A 21568-nucleotide genomic window follows, 5' to 3' on the forward strand; every position below is an offset into this window, starting at 1 on the left:
GCCCAGCGACCGCGCGACCCCCCCCCGCTCAAACCCTCACAAACTCGGCCGCAGCACATGCCCGGCATAGGCCAGCGCCAGCTTTTCGACGGCCTGTTCGGGCGGCAGTTCTTCGCTCTCGCCGGTGCGGCGGCTGGTCAACTCGACCACGCCATTTTTCAATCCACGCGGCCCCACCGTGATCCGCCACGGCAGGCCGATCAGATCCATGGTGGCAAACTTGCCGCCCGCCCGCTCGTCGCGGTCGTCGTAAAGCGGCTCCATTCCGAGGGCGGTCAAGGACGCATAGATCGCCTCGCAGGCCGCGTCCGCCTCGGCGTCGCCCTGCTTCAAATTCACGATCCCGGCATGGAAGGGCGTTACCCCCTCGGGCCAGATGATGCCCTTGTCGTCATGGTTGGCCTCGATGATCGCGCCGATCAGACGGCTCACGCCGATGCCATGGCTGCCCATATGCACCGGCACGGATTTGCCATCCGGCCCCTGCACATTGGCCCCCATCGGCCCGGAATATTTGGTGCCGAAGTAGAAAATCTGCCCCACCTCGATGCCACGGCTGGCCTTGCGCCGGGCCTCGGGGATCGCCTCGTAGAGCGCCGCGTCATGGGTCTCGTCGGTGCGTGCATAGGGCGTGGTCCATTCCTTGACGATGGCCTCGCATTGTTCGCGGCTGGCATAATCCACCACGCGGTTGCCAAGGGTCAGATCGGTGATGGCGCTGTCGTAGAACACCTCTGATTCGCCCGTATCGGCCAGCACGAGGAATTCATGCGTGTCATCGCCGCCAATCGGGCCGGAATCCGCCCGCATCGGAATGGCCTGGAGGCCCATCCGCTCATAGGTGCGCAGGTAGCTGACCATGTGGCGGTTATAGGCATGCAGCGCGTCTTCCTTGGTCAGGTCGAAATTATACCCGTCCTTCATCAGGAATTCGCGGCCGCGCATGACGCCAAAGCGCGGGCGCACCTCGTCGCGGAATTTCCACTGGATATGATAGAGCGTCAGCGGCAGATCCTTGTAGCTGCCGACATGGGCGCGGAAGATATCGGTGATCAGCTCTTCGTTGGTGGGACCGTAGAGCATATCGCGCCCGTGCCGGTCGGTGATCCGCAGCATTTCCGCGCCGTAATCGTCGTAGCGCCCGGACTCGCGCCAGAGATCCGCCGATTGCAGCGTCGGCATCAGCACCGGAATATGGCCCGCGCGCACCTGTTCCTCATGCACGATGTTTTCCAGTTTGCGCAGGATCTTGAAGCCCAAGGGCAGCCAGGAATAAATCCCGGCGCTGGCCTGCTTGATCATCCCCGCCCGCAGCATCAGCCGATGCGAGGCAATCTGCGCCTCCGAGGGGGTTTCCTTGAGAACGGGCAGAAAATAACGGCTCAGACGCATGGGCAGGGCACCTTTGAGATGAAATGCATGGTTGCCCCCGAGTATCTCAGGGAAAGGTGCGGGGCAAGGGTGGAGGGGCGGCACCTTTCTTATAGCGGATAATCAGCGCGGCCCCCTCTTCCCCAACTCCGCCCCACCTGCTACCAGCCCGCATGCTCAGTTATCAGCACCATTATCACGCGGGCAATCCGGCGGATGTTCACAAGCACGCGGTTCTGGCGTGGGTGCTGGCGTATCTCACCCAAAAGGACAAGCCGCTCAGCTATATCGAGACCCACGCCGGGCGGGGGCTCTATGATCTGGGGGATGTGGCGGCGCTGAAAACCGGCGAGGCGGCGCAGGGCGTGGCTCGGCTCGAGGCGCGCTTTGCCGCCGATCACCCCTATCGCCAGCGTTTGAATGAGACCCGTGCTGCGCATGGTGCGCAGGCCTATCCCGGTTCGCCGCTGATTGCGGCGCAGAGCCTGCGCGGGATCGACACGCTGCATCTGGCGGAATTGCATCCGGGCGAGAATGCGCATCTGCGCGCCAATCTGGCGGGCTATCCTGCCAAGATCCGCCAGCAGGACGGGTTCGAGATGGCGCAGGAAATCTGCCCGCCGATGCCCCGGCGCGGTCTCTTGCTGGTTGATCCCAGCTATGAGGTCAAGACCGAGTATGAGAGTATCCCCCGCCACCTGACCCAGATCGCCCGCAAATGGAACGTGGGTATTCTCATGCTGTGGTATCCGATCCTCACGAGCGGCGCGCATGCGGGCATGCTCACCCATCTCGCTGCGGCCTTTCCCGAGGGCCTGCGCCACGAGGTCCGCTTTCCCCCGGTGCGCGCCGGGCACCGGATGCTGGGCTCGGGTCTTTTCGTGGTCAACCCGCCCTATGGGTTGCGCGAGGAGACGGCGCGGCTATCGGAGGTCTTTGCTTCAAGGCGGTGAGGGGGCGCCCCCGCACCCCCAATCCCCCCGTCATCCCGGTCGCAAACCGCAAGGGGGTGCGACAAAATTCTTTGATCTGTATCAAATTCGCGCATTGCCGCGCCCCCCCATACATTCTAAAACCCATAAACATCACGGGCCTGCGAGACTCAGAGGTCTCTCAAGTCGCGGCACTAACACCAGCAGGAGGCAAACAATGGCAGATGCAGCCATTCACGGCCACGAACACGAAGATCAGCGCGGGTTTTTCACCCGGTGGTTCATGTCCACGAACCACAAGGATATCGGTATCCTCTATCTGATCGTTTCGGCGCTCGTCGGCCTGATCTCGGTCATGTTCACCGTTTACATGCGGATGGAACTGATGGAACCGGGCGTTCAATACATGTGCATGGAAGGCGCGCGGTTCATCGCCTCTGACGTCGCGGACTGCACACCCAATGGCCATCTGTGGAACGTGATGATCACCTATCACGGCGTGCTGATGATGTTCTTTGTCGTCATTCCCGCGCTGTTTGGTGGTTTTGGCAACTATTTCATGCCCTTGCAGATCGGCGCGCCGGACATGGCGTTCCCGCGCATGAACAACCTGTCGTTCTGGCTCTATGTTGCGGGCACCTCGCTGGGGGTGGCCTCGCTCTTGGCGCCGGGTGGCAATGGTCAGCTTGGCTCGGGCGTGGGCTGGGTGCTTTACCCGCCGCTGTCGACGAATGAGGGCGGCATGTCGATGGATCTGGCGATCTTTGCGGTGCACGTCTCGGGGGCAAGCTCGATCCTGGGCGCGATCAACATGATCACCACCTTCCTCAACATGCGTGCACCGGGCATGACCCTGTTCAAAGTGCCGCTGTTCTCGTGGTCGATCTTTGTCACCGCATGGTTGATTCTTTTGTCACTGCCGGTTCTGGCAGGGGCGATCACCATGCTGCTCACCGACCGCAATTTTGGGACCACCTTCTTTGATCCCTCGGGCGGCGGTGATCCGATCCTCTATCAGCACATCCTGTGGTTCTTTGGTCACCCCGAGGTGTATATCATCATCCTTCCCGGTTTTGGTATCATCAGCCACGTGATCGCCACCTTCTCGCGCAAGCCGATCTTTGGCTATCTGCCGATGGTCTGGGCGCTCATCGCGATTGGGGTTCTGGGCTTTGTCGTCTGGGCGCACCATATGTACACGGTCGGTATGTCGCTGACCCAGCAGAGCTATTTCATGCTGGCGACGATGGTGATTGCGGTGCCGACAGGCGTCAAGGTGTTCTCTTGGATTGCCACCATGTGGGGCGGGTCGATCGAATTCCGCACCCCGATGCTCTGGGCGTTCGGGTTCCTGTTCCTGTTCACCACGGGCGGTGTGACCGGCATCGTGCTGAGCCAAGCCGCTGTGGATCGGGCCTATCATGACACCTACTATGTCGTGGCGCATTTCCACTATGTGATGAGCTTGGGCGCGGTCTTCGCGATCTTTGCGGGGATCTATTTCTACTTCCCCAAAATGACCGGGCGCATGATCCCTGAATGGGCGGGCAAGCTGCACTTCTGGGCGATGTTCGTCGGGGCGAATCTGACGTTCTTCCCGCAGCATTTCTTGGGTCGTCAGGGCATGCCGCGCCGCTATATCGACTATCCCGAGGCCTTTGCGGTCTGGAACTGGTGGTCGTCGGTTGGGGCGTTCATTTCCTTTGCCTCGTTCGTGTTCTTCATTGGTCTGGTGATCCACACGCTGCTTCGCGGCGCACGCGAAACCCGGCCGAATCCGTGGAACGAGTATGCCGACACGCTGGAATGGACCCTGCCGTCGCCGCCGCCGGAGCACACCTTTGAGACGCTCCCCAAGCGCGAAGACTGGGACAAGCAGCCCGCCCATTGACAGATGTGGCAAGACTGAGCAAAGGCCCCGGAGAATTCCGGGGCCTTTTTACGTTCAGTCTGCCGCGCGGCATTCCCTGACTGTCGCATTCACCCCTTCAAGGGCTTTGCCGTGCGTGCTATCCCCTTGCCCAAGTCACGCAGGAACGACACCATGACCCACGAAATCCGTCTTGCCTTTGAGCATCCGTCCGCTCGCGCGCGCGCGACCTCGCCCGATGGGCCGCTGGATCGCATTTCAGTGCGCGATCATGTGGTTGAGGTCGAGATCGGTGCCTTTCAGGCCGAGCGTGGCACCAGGCAGCGCATCTGTTTTAATGTCGTGGTCGAGGTGCGCCCGCTGGCCAATGCCATCGAGGACGACGTGGACCGCATCCTGAGCTACGACAAGGTGACGGAAGCGATTGCCACGGAACTGGCGGAGGAGCGTCTGAACCTGCTGGAGACATTGGCGGAGCGTATTGCGGAGCGTATCCTGTGGGAGCCGCAGGCGGTGCGCACATTTGTAAGGATCGAAAAGCTTGACCGGGGTCCGGGGGCGCTGGGTGTTGAGATTGTGCGCTCGGTCAATGACCTCAAGACCAAGCCGATCACGCCGCATGCCGATACCACGCCACATCCGCATGTGGTGTTTCTGACCAATACCGCGATCCGATCACCCAATCTGGCCCGCTGGCTTGACCAACTGGAGGCGCGGGCGGAGCCGGTGATCCTGTGTGTGGGCCGCGCTGATGAGGCCGCGCCGCGGACCGGGCACCGGATGACACAGCGCCGGGTCGATCTGTTGGCGATGGAGCAGAACGCGTGGGTTCTGGCCGGGCGTGACGAGCGCTGCGTTGTGGTGGCGACCCGCACCGAGCTGGACTGGTCGATGAAACATGGACAGATCAGCGTCTGGGCCCCCTCCAAGATCGTGCTCGACGCCGTGGACGGCCCGGGGCTTGCGACCGACGATCCGGTGGTGCTCGCGGCATGGTTCGCCGGTCACATCGAGGCTTCGGATCTGCTGATGATTGGTGAGGCGCCGCCGAAATCCTGCCGCGTGCCGGTGCTCTTTCAGGATGTGGCGCAATCCGGGTTATGAGGTGCGGGACCGGCTGTGCGGCCTGTGGTGCCGGGCCGGGGCCAAGGGCATGCGGCGCACCCGAGGTTGGGCGCACCAAAGCAGTTGATGCGCAGCTGTCCGCATGTGACTGTGCGATGCTCTTGCTCCTTGGGGCAAAGCCGGGGTAAGAGCAGCAAAAGCGCAAACAAGGAAAGGGCCGCATCATGAGGCGTGTCGTTGTCACGGGTCTGGGTCTTGTGACCCCGCTGGCCGATGGGGTCGAACTGACCTGGAGCCGTCTTTTGGCAGGGCAATCGGGGGCGGGGACCATTATCCGGTTCGATCCGGTCAATGTGGTGACGAAATACGCCTGCCAGATCCCCTTGGGCGATGGCAATGACGGCACGTTCAACTCCGATAAATACATGGAGCCAAAAGAACGCCGCAAGGTCGATGATTTCATCCTCTACGGGATTGCCGCCGCCCAGCAGGCGGTGGAGGATTCGGGCTGGATGCCTGAGGATGACGCCGCGCGCGAGCGTACCGGCGTGATGCTGGGATCGGGTATCGGCGGGCTGCGCTCGATCGAAGAAACCGCCGGGATCATCCGTGAAAAGGGCGTGCGGCGCGTGTCGCCGTTCTTTATTCCCGGCGCGCTGATCAACCTGATCAGCGGGCAGGTGAGCATTCGCTATGGGTTCAAGGGACCGAACCATTCGGTCGTGACCGCCTGCGCCACCGGCGCGCATGCGATTGGCGATGCCGCGCGGCTCATTCAACTGGGCGATGCCGATGTGATGGTGGCGGGCGGGGCCGAGGCCTCGATCTGCGAAATCGGGATTGCCGGGTTCAACGCCTGCAAGGCGCTCTCGACCAAGCGCGCCGACGATCCACAGGCCGCAAGCCGCCCCTATGACGTGGACCGCGACGGGTTCGTGATGGGCGAGGGCGCGGGCGTGGTGGTGCTGGAGGAATACGAGCACGCCAAGGCGCGCGGCGCCAAGATCTATGCCGAAATCCTCGGCTACGGTCTGTCGGGCGATGCCTATCACATCACTGCCCCGGCGGAGAATGGCGATGGCGGGTTCCGGGCCATGCAGGCGGCGCTGAACCGTGCAGGGCTGACCCCGTCGGATATTGATTACATCAATGCGCATGGCACCTCGACCATGGCGGATACCATCGAGTTGAAAGCGGTCGAGCGGCTCTTGGGCAATGCGGCGGCCAATGCGACGATGAGTTCCACCAAATCCTCGGTTGGGCACCTTTTGGGCGCTGCGGGCGCGGTCGAAGCGATCTTTTGCATTCTGGCGATCCGCGATCAGGTGGCTCCGCCGACGATCAATCTGGATAACCCGGCGGTCGAGACGCCGCTGGATCTGGCCCCGAATACCAAGCGTGAGCGCAAGATCGACGTGGCGTTGTCGAACAGTTTTGGCTTTGGGGGCACCAACGCGGCGCTGATCGTCGGGAAACCGCGCTGATGTGGCGACACATCGTTTCGAATTTCCTGACCCTCATGGTAGTGGTGGTGTTTCTGCTGGGGGGGGTGATCCTCTGGGGGCAGCAGCAATATTCCGCGACGGGTCCGCTGACAGAAGCGATCTGTGTCCGGGTCGAGCCGGGCAGCACCATGCGGCGCGTGTCAACCCGGCTTGAGGGTGAGGGCGCGGTCACGAGCGGTGCAATCTTTCGCATCGGGGCGGAATATTCGGACAAGGAAAGCCTGCTCAAGGCCGGAAGCTGGCTGATCCCGGAAGGGGCCAGCATGGCCGAGATCACCGATATCATCACCCGTGGCGGGGCCAGCACCTGTGGCACAGAGGTGGTCTACCGGCTGGGCGTCACCAGTGCCGAAGTGGTGGTGCGCGAGCTGGACGCCGCCAGCGGACGTTATGAAGAGCGTGCCAAGTTCGATGCCGCAGCCGAAGCGGCCGTGCCCGAGGAATTTACCCGCGTGCGCGCGCAGGCCGATACGCGCTACCGCGTGGCCTTGGCCGAGGGCGTGACAAGCTGGCAGGTGGTCGAGGGGCTGAAGGCGGTCGATGTGCTGAGCGGCGAGGTGACCGAGGTGCCCCCCGAAGGCACGCTGGCCCCCGACAGCTATGAGGTGCGCGCAGGTGACACCCGAGAGAGCGTGCTGGCGCGGATGAGCGAGGCGCAGGCGATTATTCTGGCGGCGGCTTGGCAGGGGCGGGCCGAAGGGTTGCCGCTGGCATCGGCGCAAGAGGCGTTGATCCTTGCGTCAATTATCGAGAAGGAAACCGGCGTAGCGGATGAGCGACGTCAGGTGGCCAGCGTCTTTGTCAACCGGCTCAATCGTGGCATGCGGCTCCAGACTGACCCGACGGTGATCTATGGCGTGACCGAGGGCAAGGGTGTTTTGGGCCGGGGCCTGCGGCAGAGCGAATTGCGCCGCGCAACCCCATGGAACACCTATGTGATCGAGGGGCTGCCGCCCACGCCCATCGCCAATCCGGGCCGCGCCAGCATCGAGGCGGCGGTGAACCCGGATAGCACGGATTACGTGTTCTTTGTGGCCGATGGCTCTGGGGGTCATGCCTTTGCCGAGACGTTGGACGAGCATAACCGCAACGTCGCCCGCTGGCGCGAGATCGAGGCGGAGCGCGGGAATAACTGAGGGGGGCTGCGCGGCGTTCCTGAATTGGCCGCCGTGGATCTGGCAAAGAAAACCAACGGACAGGACATTGGCGAGGCGTCTTGAGCAGCGCAACCTGTTGGCGCGAGGACTGATGCGGCTTACGCTTTCTTTTGCAGGCCGCTCGCGCGAATAGCACCGAAGGTGCCGCGCGATCGCCAGACCGCCCCCCGCGTCAACGCCCCCGGATCCTCGGATCGAGCGCGTCGCGCAACCCGTCGCCCATGTAATTGATCGACAGCACCGTGAGCGAGATGCCAAGGCCGGGCCAGAACACGCGTTCGGGGTAGTCCTGTAGATACTGCGTGGCGTCGTTCAAGAGCCGCCCCCATGTCGGGAAATCGGGCGGAAAGCCGAGGCCCAGAAACGACAGCGCGCTCTCGGTGATGATGGCATTGGCGATGCCGAGCGTGGCCGAGACCATGATCGGCGACATCACATTGGGCAGGATATGCCGGGTGATGAGGCCGAAATTGGTGGTGCCGATGGACCGGGCGGCAAGGATGAATTCGCGTTCTTTGAGCGCCAGAACATCGCCGCGCACGATCCGCGCCGTGGGCATCCAGCTTGTGACGCCGATGGCTACCACGATCAGGATGAAAATGCCGGTCTCGGGGCCAAACACACCGTTCAGCGCCTCGCGGAACAAGAGCACCATCACCAGCAGCAACGGCAGGAGCGGCAGCGACAGAAAGAGATCGGTAAGGCGCATGAGCGGCCCGTCAAGCCTGCGGAAAAACCCGGCCAGCACGCCGATGAGCGAGCCCAGCACCAGCGCCAGCAGCATCGCCGTCAGCCCCACCGCAATCGAGGTCTGCCCGCCCGCCATCATCCGCGCCAGCGTGTCGCGGCCCAGCTGATCGGTGCCAAACGGATGCGCGAAGCTTGGCCCCTGATTACGGGCGCGAATGTCGATGAAGGTGGCGTCATAGGGCCAGACCAGCGGGCCCAAGAACACGGCGGCAATGATGAACAACAGCACCATACCGCCGATGAGCGCCCCCCGGTGGCTCTTGAACTGGTCCCAGACGTCGCGCAACTGGCTGCGCGGTGGGGCGGTGGGGCCGGTGTCGGCAAGTGCCGCGATCGGTTTGGGGGTCTCAGTCATAGCGAATCCTCGGGTCGAGCACGCCGTAAAGCACGTCTGCGACAATGTTGAAGAGCACGATCAACACCGCGATGATAAAGGTCACGGTTTGGACCATCGGCAGATCATTGGCCTCGATTGCGGTGATCAGCAATTGGCCAAGCCCATTCACCTTGAAAATCTGTTCGGTGATGATCGCGCCGCCAAAGATCGAAGGCACGCCAAGCGCAATGACCGTGATCACCGGGATCATCGAATTGCGCAGCACATGCACCATGACCACCGACCATTCCGACAGCCCCTTGGCGCGGGCGGTTCGCACATAGTCCTGATTGAGATTGTCGAGCATCGAGGCACGCATGAAACGGCTGATCTGCGCCGTGGTCTGCAGCGCCAGCACCATCACCGGCATGACCATCTGCATCAATTGCAGTTTGAACGTCTGCCAATCGACCACCACCAGCGTGGTGTCATAGATTGAAGGCAACCAGCCCAGTTGCACCGAAAAGATCACGATCACCAGCACGCCGGAAAAGAACGGCGGCACCGAATAGCCCACCATGGTTACGAATGTGCCGGTTTGGTCAAAGACCGAATATTGCCGGTAGGCCGAATAGATGCCGATGGGCAGGGCAATCAGGATGCCCACGACATAGGACATCGCCACCACCCAGAGGGTTTGCGGCATGCGCTGCACGATCACATCCATCACCGGCGAGCGGAATTGCCAACTGAGCACGCGCTGCTCTCCTTCGGCCAGCAGGGTGCCAAAGAGGTGGTCGATCAGCATCATCGGCTCGACCACGAAAAACTGCCACATCCATTTCATAAAGCGGATATGGGTGGGTTCGCCCAACCCGAGCGCCAGACGCATCTTTTCCTTGACCTCGGGGGGGACGGTCAGGGGCACCTGCGCCATCGGATCACCGGGGGCAAGTTCGAGCAACATGAAAATCACAAGGCTAATGAAAAGCAGCGTCGGTATCGCGAGGACAAGCCGTCGGATCGTATAGGTCAGCATGCGCGGCGCCTTTTACGGGTCGTTCTTATTATCGCCTCATGGGCAGAGGGGCCGCTCCGATCGCGAGATCGGAGCGGTACTTGCTCGGATCGTTACTTGATCCGATACCAGTCTGCGGCATTCCACAGCTCAGTGTCCCATGTGTTCAGCTCAACCCCGCCAAGGGTGTTGGAACGCGCCGAGACGCGGCCACGGTCCACCAAGGGCACGATGGTATAGCTGTCCTTGGTCAGCATGTCGTTAAGCTTTTTGGCAATGTCGCCGCGTTTTTCCAAATCTGCGGTGCGTCCCAGTTCCTTGATCAGTTCATCATAGGCCGGATCGCAGAAGCGGTTGATATTTTCGCCCTGCCATTGGGTTTCGGGACGCGGCGCCTTGTTGCAGGTGTAACCGGCCAAGTAGGATTGTGGATCGGTGCCGTCAAAGTTGTTGGCGTACATTTCCACGTCCGAATAGAATTTCGGGAAGGTGTCCGGGCTGCCCGGATCGCTGCCGAAGAAGACCGACGCCGAGATATTGCGCAGTTCGGTTTCGACACCAATCTCGGACCACCACTGTTTGATCAGCGCCTGAAAGTCCTGACGCACGGCATTGGTCGAGGTCTGGTAGAGCAGCGACAGTTTCTTGCCGTCCTTTTCGCGGATGCCGCCTGCGCCCACGGTCCAGCCCGCCTCGTCCAGAAGCGCCTTGGCCCCTTCGATATCCTGAGTCAGACAATCGGTGTTGTCAGAGGCGAACGCCGCCGGGGCCGGCACCAGATTGCAGGTGGCGCGACCGGCCTTGCCATAGCCCACATCGACCAGCAATTCACGGTCAATGGCCATCGACAGCGCCTTGCGGACGCGGATGTCGGACAGGATCGGGTGCGGATGCTTGGCGGTGGAGCGTTCGCCCTCGGGCAGGTCCGGCGAGGGATCGGTCATGTTCATCTCGATCCGTTCAACCAGCGTGCCAAAGGCCTGCATGGCCACGCCCTTGCCCGCCGCCTCCATGTTGGCGATCACATCGGGGGCGAGTTGCAGGTTCCAGGCGTAATCGAATTCGCCGGTCTCCAGCACTGCGCGGCCTGCTGCCGTGGCATCGCCGCCGCCCTTGAAGGTCATGGTGGCAAAGCGCGGCTTGGCCGGATCGCGGTAATTCGGGTTGGCCGAGAGCGAGATCACGTCATTGGGGCGGAATTCGTCCACCTTGAACGGTCCGGTGCCGATGGGTGCGAAATTCGCATCGGCGCATTCCTGTGCCTTGGCCCCGAGGCAATCGGCAAATTGCGCCGCCTGAATGATCGGTGCCTGACCGCCCATGAAGGGGCCATAGGGCACCGGGGTGGGTTGGGAGAAGTTCACCTTGACCGTGAGGTCGTCGATCACCTCGACCGATTCCACACCTTCGTATTTGCCAAGCTGCGCGCAGCCGCCTTCGGGGTGCATGCAATATTCGGCGGTGAATTTCACGTCATTGGCGGTGAAGGGCGTGCCATCCGACCAAATGATGCCCGGCTTGATCTTCCAGGTGATCGAGGTGAGATCCTCGGCCACGCCGCCATTGCTGACGGTGGGGATTTCCTCGGCCAGATAGGGGATCATCTCGCCCTTGGTGTTGTAGCGGCCCAGCGGTTCGATCACGAGGCTTGCGGCCTCTACCTCTTTGGTGCCGCCCGAGAGATAGGGATTCATGATAGACGGTGCTTGCCAGTAAATCAGGTTTACATGGCCGTCCGCGCCGCGCTCTGCCAGCGCCACAGTGGCGAGGCTGGTGGCCGCTGTGGCACCTAGCAATAGGGATTTCAGGGTCATAGCTTTGGTATTCCTCCGATGTTGGACAGCGGTTCTAGTGCCATCTCGTTCGTTTTTTCGCGGCGCGTCAGACGTGCAGCCGCGCAGGAGCCGCAGGAAAGCTATGCCCGCATCATGAGAGCAGGACAGTCGCATCCCCAGACGACTCGGGTATCTCAGACTGGATCAGGTTAAAATGCAAGCACTCCCTTAAGGCGTGTGCCGTAAGCCGCGTCACAATTTCCGTGTTGTTTGACTCGGAGCCTGCAAAATGAGTAGCGTTTGAGCATTGTCCCACTAAATGCAGAGGTCGCGGCGCATGCTGGATACCCCGATTGTCCGGATTGAGAATCTCCGGGTTGAATTCGAGACGCGGGATGGTCCGGTGGTGGGGGTCGAGGATGTATCCTTCAGCGTGAATGCCGGTGAGACCGTTTGCATCGTCGGTGAATCCGGGTCGGGCAAGTCGGTGTCGTCGCTGTCGTTGATGCGGCTGGTGGAATATGGTGGCGGCACAATTGCGGGCGGGCAGATGATCTTTGACCGCAGGGAGGGCGGTGCCGTCGATTTGGCCAAGACGGATCAGAGCTTGATGCGCACGATTCGGGGCAATGAGATCGGGATGATCTTTCAAGAGCCGATGACGGCGCTCAACCCGGTGTTCACCGTGGGGCGGCAATTGTCCGAAGGGTTGCGGGTGCATCGCGGTCTGAGCAAGGCAGAGGCGCGGGCGCGGGCCTTGGACCTGTTGCGAGAGGTGCGGATTCCCGAGCCGGAACGGCGGCTGGAGCAATATCCGCATGAATTGTCTGGCGGCATGCGGCAACGGGTGGTGATCGCCATGGCGCTGGCCTGTGCGCCGCGCCTGTTGATCGCCGATGAGCCGACGACGGCGCTTGATGTGACGATTCAGGCCGAAATTCTGGCGCTGATTGACCGGCTCAAACGCGAGACGGGGACAGCGGTGGTGTTCATCACCCATGATATGGCCGTGGTGGCGCAGATGGCAGACCGGGTGGTCGTGATGTTTCGCGGCAACAAGGTCGAAGAGGGCACGGTCGAGCAGATATTCGAGGCCCCGACCCATGAATACACCAAGGCGCTGTTGGCTGCGGTGCCCAAACTGGGCGAGATGCGCGGCAAGGCCTACCCGGAACCGATGCGTCTTTTGGGATCGGATGCGCATGAGATCAAACCGATCAAGGGCCATGACGAAGAGCTGTTGCGCGTCAAGGGGTTGATCACGCGATTCCCGGTCAAGGGCGGGTTCTTTCGTCGGACACTGGCCAATGTGCATGCGGTCGAGGATCTGTCATTCACGTTGTCACGCGGGCGCACGCTCAGCCTTGTGGGGGAATCGGGCTGTGGCAAATCCACCGCCGGGCGCTCGATTTTGCGGCTGATTGAGCCAATGGCGGGCGAGGTGATGCTGGACGGTGTCGATATCATGGCGCTCACGCCGCCCGAATTGCGCCGTGCCCGCGTTGATATGCAGATGGTGTTTCAGGACCCGTTCGCCAGCCTCAATCCGCAGATGAAGCTGGCGGCGCAAGTGGCAGAACCGATGAAGAATTACGGGCTGGCCTCGGGATCCGAGATCGACGACCGGGTGGCGATGCTGTTTGACCGGGTGGAATTGCCCCGGTCCTTCCTGCGGCGGTTTCCGCATGAATTGAGCGGCGGACAGCGGCAACGGGTGGCAATTGCCCGCGCGCTGGCGCTCAATCCCAAGCTGATTGTCGCGGATGAGGCGGTGAGCGCGCTGGATGTCAGCGTGCAGGCGCAGGTGCTCAACCTGATGATGGAATTGCAGGCTGATCTTGGCCTCAGCTACGTCTTTATCAGTCATGACATGGCGGTGGTCGAGCGGGTGAGCCATGATGTCGGCGTGATGTATCTGGGCCGCATTGTCGAGCGGGGGCCGCGCGCCGCTGTGTTCGAGAACCCGCAGCATCCCTATACGCAGGCGTTGATGAAAGCGGTGCCTATTGCCGATCCACGGCGGCGGAAATCCGAAAAGGATCTGAATTTCAAACCGATCCCTTCGCCCATCCACCGGGTTGGGTATGAGCCGGGACCGTCGGTCTATAAAGAGGTCGATCCGGGGCATTTCGTGCTGACCTCTGAGAGTGGGTATTGATCATGGCAGACCGATTGACGCCGTTCGAGATCATGCAACGGCTGGTGGCCTTTCCCACTGTCAGCCGCGACAGCAACCTGCCGCTGGTGGATTGGGTCGAGGACTATCTGTTGAGCCATGGCATCACCGCGCATCGCCATTACGACGAGACCGGCGAAAAGGCCGCGATTTTCGCGCATGTCGGGCCGGAGGTGGCAGGCGGTGTCGTGCTCTCGGGCCATACCGATGTGGTGCCGGTGGATGGCCAGCCCTGGGCCAGCGATCCGTTCCGCGTGGTGGAGCGGGACGGCAAATATTACGGGCGCGGCTGCTGCGATATGAAGGGGTTTGACGCGCTGGCGATCTGGGCGCTGGTCGAGGCGCAGCACGCCGGCGTGGCGCGGCCCCTGCAATTAGCGCTGAGCTATGATGAGGAAGTGGGCTGTGTCGGCGCGCCGCCGATGATCGAACGGATGCTGCAGGTGCTGCCGCGTGCCGATCTGGCCATCATCGGCGAGCCGTCGATGATGCAGGCGGTCACCGGGCATAAGGGCAGTCTGGGCTATGATGTGCATGTGGTGGGCTTTGAGGTTCACAGTTCCATCATGCACCGGGGCGTCAATGCGATTATGGCCGCCGCCCCGCTGATCGATTGGGCCAACAGGCAGAACGCCGAGAACCGGGCACGCCCGCCGTTGGATATGGCCGCGCTCTTTGATCCGCCTTGGACCACGCTGCATGTGGGCCAGATCGTGGGCGGCACGGCGCATAACATCACCGCCAAGGATTGCCGGTTCGGCATGGATTTCCGGGTGGTGCCGGGGGAAGACCCCGAGGTGTGGGGCGCGCGGTTCACGGCGCGGGTGGCCGAGGCACAGGCCGATATGCAGGCGGTGCGTCCCGAGGCGCGGATCGAGTTGCAGCCCAAGTTCCGTGTGCCGGGGTTGCAGCCGGAAGAAGCGGGCAGCGCCGAGGAACTGGTTCGGCAAATCACTGGCGACAATGCTCACCATGTGGTCAGCTATGCAACCGAGGCCGGACAGTTTCAGGAGCGCGGGTATTCCGCCGTGATCTGTGGCCCCGGCGATATCGCACAGGCGCATCAGCCGGATGAATATATCACCGTGGCACAGTTCAACGCCGGGCATGATTTCATGCGTGCGCTGCTGGCGCGGTTGCGGGCTGGCTAAGCCGGGGCCTCAGGTGGGGGCCAGATGCACCACCTGTGCGCCCTTGATCGCCTTGACCGCCATGTCGATTTCTTCGGGTGACATCAGGCACATGGCCGTACTCAGGGCATCGGCCAATGCGGCGCTCTCGGCGGAGACCGAAACCAGATGCCAGCGTGGATCAGCCGGTCTGCCGGTGCGCGGGTCGAGGATATGGCCCGCTGTTCCGGCGGCGTCAAACACCGTGCCCAAGGGCGCGGACGAGGCCAGCGCGCGATCGCGCAGCCCGATCCGGGCGGGCGTGGGGCTGTCGAGTGTCACCGGCCAGTCGCCGCCTTGCGGATTGCCCCCAAGCGCGCGCAATTCGCCCGCGTCAATCAGGATGTCACTCAGCCCTTCGGCCTGCAAGAGATGGGCCACACGGTCAGCGATATAGCCCTGCGCGATCCCATTGAGGGTGAGCGCCATACCGGGGTTCAGGGTGATGGCGCTGGCGTCATAGCGCAGGTCAGCCCATGTGCCGTGGGCGCGCGCCGTTGCGATTTCGGTTTCGCTCGGGGCGTGGCCCGCGCTGTAGCTGCGGGCATAGAGATCCCAGAGCGGTTGCACGGTGGGGTCAAAAAGCCCAGCCGTGGCCCGGTGCGCGACAGAGGCAAGTGTGAGGCAATCCAGCAGTTCAAAAGGGGGCGCTTCGAGATAGCAGGCGGCGTTGAGCAAGCTCAACGCAGAGGTGCGGCGATAGAGGCTGAAGATCTGCTCCAGCCGCTCGATCTCGGCGCGGGCGGATTCGGTGATGCGCGCGGCCTCGGGGTGAGTGAGGGTGATGGTGGCACGCGCGCCCAAGGCGCTGCCCTGCCAGCGGTACAGGGATGAGGCATGACCCGGGCCCGCACAGGTCAGTGCTGCAGCGGAGATCGTCAGGAATCTGCGGCGGGAGAGGATCATGTCAGTTTTGCCTTTTGTGGGAAAGTTTCTTGAGCCGGGCCTCGAAATCGTCTTCTTCAGCGCGGTCATTTTCTGAGAGGGTGACAATAGGGACCGCCGACAGAACATCGGCATCCGCCACCTCGGTCAGTCTGATAACCCGTCCGCCGTGTTGGGCGGCAAAGGCACCGGCGTCTTTGGCGTGCAGGAACGGCACCAGTTCCGGCGCCTCCATGCCGCCGGTCGCATCCGAGCCGATCACATAATGCGCCGCAGTGGCGTCGATCCAGTTCTCGGCACCGGGCTGATCCCAACTGGCGGCGGCGGCCATGTCATTGACATAGACAGCGGTGATGGCGTGGCTTTGCTCGGGCATGCGCTGATAGGCGATGGCGTCGCGCACCTGACTGAAAAAGATGGGGTTTTCCAGCCCGTCAAGATGCACCTGCGCCTTGGGACCGGGATGCTCCAGCAGGTCCATCTGGCAATAGTAGCCAATGGCCTCGCGTGTCATGGCGACGGGTTCGGGGCGGTTGGCCACCTCTTCCTTGCAGGCGGCAAGGGTGAGCGGCAGCAGCAGGAGCACAGGCCATTTCATGGCGTGACCCTCCGCAGGGCGGCCACGGCCAGCCCAAAGGCGACCAGCGGCCAGAGCAGGACCGAAATCAGCGCATGCATTACCGGGATGGTCTGTGCCGCGCCGCCAAGGCCCGAGGCTGCCGCCGTCGCCTCAGAGGCGGCGAGGTTGTAGAGGCGGAAGGCGTCAGCGGGATTGGCCAACAAGAACCACGGCAGTGCGCGGGTGGTAAAGGCCCCGCCGCCATCTGCCACGACCGCCGCCAAGAGCCCCAGATCATAGAGCACCACGAGGGAGAGCCAGACGCCAATCGCCAGCCCCGCTGCTGCCCCCGGACGCCGGGCAATGGCCGAGAGCGCATAGCCCAAGGCCAGAAACACCGCACCCAACAGGATCGAGGACCAGAAGAGGCGCAGGAGTGCGGGCAGGCCCGTCACCGCTTCGGGGTCGGTCGCAAGGGCCGCGATGGCGGCCAACCCATAGCCCACGCCCACGGCAATCGTCAGCACCACAAGATGCGCCGCGAATTTACCCAAAAGGATGCCCGAACGCGACACCGGATAGGTCAGTGTAAGCGAGAGCGTGCCGCGCTCAACCTCGCCCGCCACGGCGTCAAAAGACATCAAAAGCGCCATCAGCGGCACGAGGTAAACGCCAAGCGAGGTGAGGCTGGCCACCGTCACCGACAGGGCATCCACGCCCACTTCGCCGGTGGGCGCGCTGCCTGCGGCCGACAGGACAAGGGCAAAGAGCGCCATCAGCGCCACGGTGATCGTCACCCACCGGTTGCGCAGTGCTATGCGGAATTCGGTGGCGCCAAGGGCGAAGACGGGACGGATGAGGGCGGTCATTGGTCGTCTCTCCGGCTGAAATGGCTATAGAGGTCTTCGAGGCTGGGCGGGATGATCTCGACATCCTCGATCAACCCTTGCAGGGCGGCGATATCGCCCAACCGGGTCAGTTTCTCGTCATGGGCGCAGGTGAGATCGACCATGACGCCATTGCGCCGCCCGCCCGCGAGATGCGCGGCCACCTGATCCGCAGCCCCCGGTCGGGCCGAGACTTGGAGCCGGATCGGCAGTGCGGCCTGACGGCGCAGGGCCGCGAGTGTGTCATTGGCCATGAGGCGGCCTTGGGACAGGATCACGATCCGGTCGGTGCGGGCCTCAACCTCGGTCAGGGCATGCGATGAGAGCAGGATCGCCGCCCCCTCTGCGGCCAGCCCATCCAGAATGGCGTAGAATTCGCGGCGCGACACCGGATCAAGCCCGCTGGTCGGCTCGTCAAGGATCAAGAGGCGCGGCTGGCCGATCAGCGCCTGCGCGAGGCCGACACGCTGACGCATGCCCTTGGAATAGGTGCCGATGCGGCGATGCGCGGCATCAGCCAGCCCGACACGGCTCAATAACTCTATCGCCTGTGCCGGGTCGCACCCGCGCAGGCGCAGGTAGAGGCGGATCTGTTCCAGCCCGGTCAGGGCGGGGTGAAAGGCCACGTTTTCCGGCAGATAGGCGGTGCCGTCGCGGGCACTCTGGCTGCCGGGGGCCGCCCCCAACACCTCGATCTGTCCCGAGCTGGCAGGGATGAGGCCGAGGATGATTTTCATCAATGTGGATTTGCCCGCGCCATTATGGCCCAAGAGCGCCACCCGTTCACCGGGGGCCACGGTAAAGCCCACAGCGTCGAGCGCGGTCACGCCATCGTAGCGCTTAGTGACTTGCGAGAGGGTCAAACTGTTCATCACTGTTCTTTCTGTTGCGCGCGTTGGCCATGGCGCGGGCCTCCATCGCGGCGATAGCATCCGGCACCGTCACGATGACGGGCCGCATCAGGGGCGCGCTGTCCAGCACGCCACCGGGCAGGGAGGCGGGAAAATGTTTCTGACCCCAGCGGATCAGTTGCACGGCAGGCGCGCCCATCAAGAGGCTGGCGGCAGGTTGCGACCACAGGATGTGATCCATCAGATCATTGGGGCGAAAGCTCGCGTCGGCGATGCCGTCACCATCCAGATCAAAGGCGGGGTGATCCGACCAATAGTTGCCGCGCCCGTCATAGCTCCATTCCACATGCTTGGTGCCGACGTATTTCACCTGCGTCCGGTTGCCGACAAAGGCATTGCCGGTGAGTGCGTTGCGTTCCGATCCGGCGGTGAAATGGATGCCGATGTCGCAGCCCTCAAAGCGGTTGTCATAGATCAGGTTGCGGTGGGCGTTGTAGATGAAGGTGCATTTCTCGGTGCCGCCGCGCACCAGATTGCCGCGAATATCGGCGTTGTTGGCATAGTTGAGCATCAGGCCATGGCTGCGGTCCGCGAGGCTGAGATTGTCGTGCACGGTGATCCGGTTCGAGAACATCAGCGCAAAGCCAAGCGTGTTGCCGATCGAGATATTGCCCGAAACTTCGGAGTTGTTGGCATACATGTAATGCACCGCAAAGCGCAGGTCGCGCATCAGGTTGCGGCGAAAGATACCATCATTCGAGGCGTTCACAAAGATGCCGTCACGACCGAGACGAATGTCGTTATCCTCGATGATCGTGCCCGGCGCGTTCCAGACATAGACGCCATTGCCGCGGCTGTTCATGTGGTGATCCGAGCGCCCGACAATGCGGTTGCCGCGCACGGTGGCATCGCGCGGGCCATGCACATCGACCCCGTAGAGATTACCGCGCAAGTCGTTGTCCTCGACCAGCACGCGGGCCGCGCTCCGGGTGATCTGCACGCCGCTGTTGATGGCGTCATGGTCGCTGCCCGATCCGGTCAGGGTGAGGCCACGGACGGTGATATCGCTGCCGGTGATGGTGATCACGCTGCCAGTGCCGCCCGCGTCGATGGTGGCTTTGCCCTGTCCGTCCAAGGTGATGGGGCGGTCGAGTGTCACCGGGCCATTGTGGCGGCCCGGTGCGAGGGTGAGCACATCGCCGGGCATTGCCCCGGCGATGGCAGTGGCAAGCGCCCCGGCCTCGGCCGGAACCTGTCGGTCCGCCGCCGCGACCAAGGTCGCCGCGCCGAAAGACAGGATCAGGCTCAGGATAAGGCGACGCATGGCTCAGGCGCCTTTCGGTTCGACGAACATGCGCCCGCGCATTTCCATGTGCAGCGCGTGGCAGAACCACTGGCAATAATACCAGTAGACCCCCGGTTTGGCCGCAACAAAGGTGGTCGAGGCGGTGGCCTGCGGGGCCACTTCCATCGCCACGCCGTGATCGCCCATGCAGAACCCGTGTGTGAGATCGTCGATATCGTCGAGATTGGTTACGATCACCGTCACCTCATCGCCCTCCTTGACGGTAAAGCTCTCGATGCTGAACGACGGTGCCACGCTCGACATGTAGACGCGCACCTTGTTGCCGTCGCGCACAACCGTATCCACCCATTCGTCGATGTTGACCCCGTCCTTGTCGGCCTGTGCACGGGTTTCGGCCCACATCGGATCGTTGCGATCCCAAGCATTGCGCGGGTTCACGATGGAACGATGCACGATGATGCTGTCATGCGGTTCGGCAAAGGTCGGGCCGTCGTGCAGCAGCGTGAGGTTGGTGCCGTCCATTGAGAAGAGTTGCTCGTTCTCAGGCTTGAGCGGCCCGACGTTGAGGAACCGGTCCTTGGAGAACTTGTTCATCGAGATGAACCATTTGCCATCCGCGTCCAGTGTCTCGCCCATCGAGGTCGAGTTGTGGCCAGGCTGGTAATGCACATCCACCTTGGTGCGGATCGGATCGACGGCTTCGCCCGCATAGGCGCGCACCGCATCTTCGATGTTCCACATCACCACTTGGCTATCGAGGAAGAGCGTGGTGAGCGCATTGCCCTTGCCGTCGAAGGCGGTGTGGAGCGGCCCGAGGCCCAGTTCCGGCTCGGCCACCACGGCAGAGCGCGGATCGGCACCCTCGTAGAACACCGCATCCAGCTTGCGCACGTCGATCACCGACACCGTGGGCGACAGCTTGCCGCCGATGCAGAGGTGGATTTTGTCGGGGGCCATGTTGCAGCCATGCGGGTTGTTGGGAATGGGGATGTAGCGGGTGTAATCCTTGTTCTGTCCCTTGCGCCCGTCCACAACCTTGACGCCGTTCAACTCGATGAAATCGCCAGCCGCGATGCCCTTTTCGATTTCCGCGAGGTTAAAGATGACGACGTGATCGCGCTCGGATTCGGTCATTTCGGGCAGCGAAATGCCCATTTCCGAGTTGTAGGAGGTCGAGAACGCGTATTTGCCGTCATAATCGGCATCGGTGTTGTCAAGGTTGCCCGACACCATCACCTGCCACGCCACTTCCATCTTGTCGGCGTCAATAGCGGTGTAGAAGTTCACATATTGCGACGGATCATCAAGGATCTGGCCATCGTTTACCATCGGGCCTTCATCCTCGCCATTGGCAAAGACATAGTTGGTACGCGGCCATTTTTGCGGACGCAGACCGTGGATCGCCTTGGCGTTGGGGATTTCAAGGATCTTGTCGGCTTTCATCACGTCAAGGCGCACACGTGCCACGCGGGTATTGGCCTTGTCGTTCATGAACAAAAAGCGGCCGTCGTATTTGCCCTCGGTAAAGGACATGTGGACGTGGTGCAAATCGCCGTTGTCATGCACTTTCTTGCCATTGGCAGCGAGGTAATTTTTGGTGCGTTCGCTCATCCCGTCGGTCAGCACCTTGAGGGATTCATTGGTCTGGCCCCAGCCAGTGGCCGAGCAGCGGTTGAACACCGGAATTCGCATGAATTCGCGCATCGACGGGATACCAAGAACACGGACCTCGCCGGTCTGGCCCGAGGACCAGAATCCGTAATATTCATCCAGCTCGCCGGGGGCGAGATGTGAAGAGGGGGTGGCGGCAGTGGCCTTGGTCGGGGCTGTTGCGGCAGCGGTCGCCACACCTGCGGCCCCGCCCAAGAGCGCCATGCGCGATGCGCCGATGGCCCCGAGCGCTGCGGCCCCACCTGCCGTGGCGCCCAAGAGGCCCCTGCGGCTGATCCCGGTCTTATTGTCATTGTTTGACATGG

General features: G+C 62.4%; 17 protein-coding genes. 7 read left to right on the plus strand and 10 right to left on the minus strand.

Annotated elements, in window-relative coordinates:
- Positions 1 to 36: 36 nt before the first annotated feature.
- Positions 37 to 1392, minus strand: a complete 1356-nt coding sequence (gene proS, locus ACN0SW_RS12820; RefSeq protein WP_417728328.1) for a proline--tRNA ligase — start codon at positions 1390 to 1392, stop codon at positions 37 to 39.
- Positions 1393 to 1544: 152 nt separating this feature from the next.
- On the opposite strand from proS, the gene rlmJ reads away from it, so the two are divergent.
- From rlmJ to mltG, 5 genes are all read left to right on the plus strand, one after another.
- Positions 1545 to 2324, plus strand: a complete 780-nt coding sequence (rlmJ, locus tag ACN0SW_RS12825; protein WP_417728329.1) for a 23S rRNA (adenine(2030)-N(6))-methyltransferase RlmJ — start codon at positions 1545 to 1547, stop codon at positions 2322 to 2324.
- A 196-nt stretch (positions 2325 to 2520) separates the two neighbouring features.
- The gene (ctaD, locus tag ACN0SW_RS12830) at positions 2521 to 4194 is read left to right on the plus strand and encodes a cytochrome c oxidase subunit I (RefSeq protein WP_417728330.1); all 1674 of its coding nucleotides are present in this window, start codon (positions 2521 to 2523) and stop codon (positions 4192 to 4194) included.
- A gap of 153 nt (positions 4195 to 4347) precedes the next feature.
- Positions 4348 to 5277 carry a dihydroneopterin aldolase gene (locus tag ACN0SW_RS12835; RefSeq protein ID WP_417728331.1) on the plus strand — a complete coding sequence of 310 codons (930 nt, stop codon included), beginning with the start codon at positions 4348 to 4350 and terminating at the stop codon, positions 5275 to 5277.
- A gap of 185 nt (positions 5278 to 5462) precedes the next feature.
- Positions 5463 to 6722, plus strand: coding sequence for a beta-ketoacyl-ACP synthase II (gene fabF / locus ACN0SW_RS12840; protein ID WP_417728332.1), 1260 nt, complete (start codon positions 5463 to 5465; stop codon positions 6720 to 6722).
- Positions 6722 to 7879: an endolytic transglycosylase MltG gene (gene mltG, locus ACN0SW_RS12845; RefSeq protein WP_417728333.1), complete on the plus strand. Its 1158-nt coding sequence runs from the start codon at positions 6722 to 6724 to the stop codon at positions 7877 to 7879. Before fabF ends, mltG begins: the two co-directional genes overlap by 1 nt.
- Positions 7880 to 8072: 193 nt before the next feature.
- On the opposite strand, the gene ACN0SW_RS12850 is transcribed toward mltG, so the two are convergent.
- The 3 genes from ACN0SW_RS12850 to ACN0SW_RS12860 all read right to left on the minus strand — a co-directional run bounded on the left by ACN0SW_RS12850 (position 8073) and on the right by ACN0SW_RS12860 (position 11798).
- Positions 8073 to 9005, minus strand: a complete 933-nt coding sequence (locus tag ACN0SW_RS12850) for an ABC transporter permease (protein WP_417728334.1) — start codon at positions 9003 to 9005, stop codon at positions 8073 to 8075.
- Complete coding sequence (locus ACN0SW_RS12855) at positions 8998 to 10005, minus strand: ABC transporter permease (protein ID WP_417728335.1); 1008 nt, start codon at positions 10003 to 10005, stop codon at positions 8998 to 9000. Before ACN0SW_RS12855 ends, ACN0SW_RS12850 begins: the two co-directional genes overlap by 8 nt.
- Before the next feature lie 92 nt (positions 10006 to 10097).
- A complete protein-coding gene (locus ACN0SW_RS12860) occupies positions 10098 to 11798 on the minus strand; it encodes a peptide ABC transporter substrate-binding protein (RefSeq protein ID WP_417728336.1) in 1701 nt (566 codons plus the stop codon).
- A 298-nt stretch (positions 11799 to 12096) separates the two neighbouring features.
- Here ACN0SW_RS12860 and ACN0SW_RS12865 point away from each other — a divergent pair, with 298 nt between their 5' ends.
- On the plus strand, positions 12097 to 13917 hold the full coding sequence (locus tag ACN0SW_RS12865; protein ID WP_417728337.1) for an ABC transporter ATP-binding protein: 1821 nt from the start codon (positions 12097 to 12099) through the stop codon (positions 13915 to 13917).
- Between the two features lie 2 nt (positions 13918 to 13919).
- Positions 13920 to 15086, plus strand: coding sequence for an acetylornithine deacetylase (gene argE / locus ACN0SW_RS12870; RefSeq protein ID WP_417728338.1), 1167 nt, complete (start codon positions 13920 to 13922; stop codon positions 15084 to 15086).
- Positions 15087 to 15095: 9 nt separating this feature from the next.
- On the opposite strand, the gene ACN0SW_RS12875 is transcribed toward argE, so the two are convergent.
- From ACN0SW_RS12875 to nosZ, 6 genes are read right to left on the minus strand one after another with little or no spacing between them, the layout of a single operon-like run.
- Positions 15096 to 16010, minus strand: coding sequence for an FAD:protein FMN transferase (locus ACN0SW_RS12875; protein WP_417728339.1), 915 nt, complete (start codon positions 16008 to 16010; stop codon positions 15096 to 15098).
- A 1-nt stretch (position 16011) separates the two neighbouring features.
- On the minus strand, positions 16012 to 16587 hold the full coding sequence (locus tag ACN0SW_RS12880) for a nitrous oxide reductase accessory protein NosL (protein WP_417728340.1): 576 nt from the start codon (positions 16585 to 16587) through the stop codon (positions 16012 to 16014).
- Complete coding sequence (locus tag ACN0SW_RS12885; protein WP_417728341.1) at positions 16584 to 17417, minus strand: ABC transporter permease; 834 nt, start codon at positions 17415 to 17417, stop codon at positions 16584 to 16586. Before ACN0SW_RS12885 ends, ACN0SW_RS12880 begins: the two co-directional genes overlap by 4 nt.
- Positions 17414 to 18307 (minus strand): ABC transporter ATP-binding protein, encoded by an 894-nt coding sequence (locus ACN0SW_RS12890; protein WP_417728342.1) that lies wholly within the window; start codon positions 18305 to 18307, stop codon positions 17414 to 17416. The genes ACN0SW_RS12885 and ACN0SW_RS12890 overlap by 4 nt, the downstream gene beginning before the upstream one ends.
- Entirely contained in the window at positions 18276 to 19610 is a 1335-nt protein-coding gene (locus ACN0SW_RS12895) for a nitrous oxide reductase family maturation protein NosD (RefSeq protein ID WP_417728343.1), read from the minus strand. Before ACN0SW_RS12895 ends, ACN0SW_RS12890 begins: the two co-directional genes overlap by 32 nt.
- A gap of 3 nt (positions 19611 to 19613) precedes the next feature.
- A complete protein-coding gene (nosZ, locus tag ACN0SW_RS12900) occupies positions 19614 to 21566 on the minus strand; it encodes a TAT-dependent nitrous-oxide reductase (protein WP_417728344.1) in 1953 nt (650 codons plus the stop codon).
- Positions 21567 to 21568 lie beyond the last annotated feature (2 nt).

The sequence above is a fragment of the Roseovarius sp. genome, from assembly GCF_048262375.1.
In the GTDB taxonomy this organism is placed as follows: domain Bacteria; phylum Pseudomonadota; class Alphaproteobacteria; order Rhodobacterales; family Rhodobacteraceae; genus Roseovarius.